Annotated in this window: 3 protein-coding genes; 1 reads left to right on the plus strand and 2 read right to left on the minus strand. The window is 37.0% G+C overall.

Going from position 1 to position 1,509, the window contains the following annotated elements:
- Together GXZ13_05710 and GXZ13_05715 are read right to left on the minus strand one after the other, a co-directional pair.
- A partial coding sequence (locus GXZ13_05710) for a hypothetical protein (GenBank protein ID NLX75309.1) occupies window positions 1-277 on the minus strand: 277 nt, incomplete at its 3' end.
- Between the two features lie 122 nt (window positions 278-399).
- The gene (locus GXZ13_05715) at window positions 400-1,074 is read right to left on the minus strand and encodes a response regulator transcription factor (protein NLX75310.1); all 675 of its coding nucleotides are present in this window, start codon (window positions 1,072-1,074) and stop codon (window positions 400-402) included.
- A gap of 140 nt (window positions 1,075-1,214) precedes the next feature.
- Here GXZ13_05715 and GXZ13_05720 point away from each other — a divergent pair.
- The coding region (locus GXZ13_05720; protein ID NLX75311.1) for a tRNA 2-thiocytidine(32) synthetase TtcA at window positions 1,215-1,509 on the plus strand (295 nt) is incomplete at its 3' end.

Raw genomic sequence — 1,509 nt, forward strand, 5'->3', positions numbered from 1 at the left:
GCATTGGTGTTATTGCACTGCCAAAATAATTAATCATCACCACAGGGAAAGTGCTTTTTATGCTTAATTTTTCTCCTGCAGATCTTGTCAAACAGACAAACTTCAGCGCATCTAAAAACCAAACCACAACGACTAATGCCACAGCAAAAAAAATCAAATTGCTATTCGCATGCCTTAATAAGGCAAAAGTAGATGAGTCGATGCTAAAAAACAGCACTCCTATTATTGACACAGCTACAATCAAAATAAACAAAGAAAAACTTTTTTTTACCGTCAATCCTTAACCTCCAAGTTAACCTAAGTTGCGGATTACTTTTAAACCACAATTAAATTTAAATTTCAAAATTAAATTCTAAAAGATAGTAAGTAGTAAAACATATCGGAATATCGGCAGAAAAATTACCTTCCTCCAGAGTGAAAGAAAAATTCCTCCGGAATCAATGGCAACCCTTCTGACCAAGCAATTGCAGCCGCTTTTGTACGATTCGTCACATCTAACTTTCTTAACAAATGAGTTATGTGATTCTTAATTGTCTTTTCTGACAATATCATTGTGGAAGCTATTTCTTTATTATTCTGTCCATGTGCCAACCAGTACAACACTTCACGCTCACGAGAAGTTATACCAGCCAATAAATCTTCCTCAGGCATCTCTTTGGGAGCCACTCGCAAATCGTTAATTACCTCTTTACTTATGTAACGCTCTCCTCTTGCTATGGAGCGTAGTGCAGTAATAAATTCTTTTATATCCGAGTTATACCTGATAACTCCGAGTGTATGTATCTCACTTAGGAATCTAAGTAATTCTGAGGTTTCATCATGAACAATAAACATGAATTTAGTGTTCTTTAATTCGCGATAAACTTCGCGAACAACTTGAAACATTGTAATATCAGGCAAGACTTGACCAATTACTAAAATATCCGGCCTAAGAGACTGTGCTGCCCGAATTGCCTCAATACCACACGAAACATCTGAGACGATGTTAAACTCGGGCTCTTCCTTCAGAATATTTCTGATAGCATCTGTAAAAAGACGACTTTTATCGGCAAGAATTACACTGTTTTTTCTCATCTGCAACCTCCACTTGTGATAGGATAGACAAAATTAATAAAATTTGCAAGGAGGAAGCACTTCTGAAAGACTTTGAAAGTAAGTACCCCCTGTCGCAGAAAATTCTGAGACTTGTCGGAAAATCTGTTGGTGACTATAACATGATAAACCCGAATGATAACGTTATGATTGGACTGTCAGGGGGAAAGGACAGTCTAGTTTTAACTCTTGCCCTTGCTGTTTTAAAAAAGAGAAGTCCAATTACATTCAATCTACACGCTTGTATAATTGATCATTCTGACGGTGCAACCGATACGGGAAAAATCAAAGAATTCATGAACGAGCTTGAGATTCCGTTAAATGTAATTTTACATCCCACATTCAAAATTATTCAGGACAGAGAGGAGCGTTCTCCATGCTCACTATGTTCAAATCTCAGACGTGGAATACTGGCTA

This window comes from Synergistaceae bacterium (assembly GCA_012728235.1).
Taxonomy (GTDB): Bacteria; Synergistota; Synergistia; order Synergistales; family Synergistaceae; genus JAAYFL01.

Excerpts from the sequence above, each read along its gene's own strand:
- GXZ13_05715 (NLX75310.1), bottom strand. The coding sequence starts at position 1,074 with ATGAGAAAAAACAGTGTAATTCTTGCCGATAAAAGTCGTCTTTTTACA.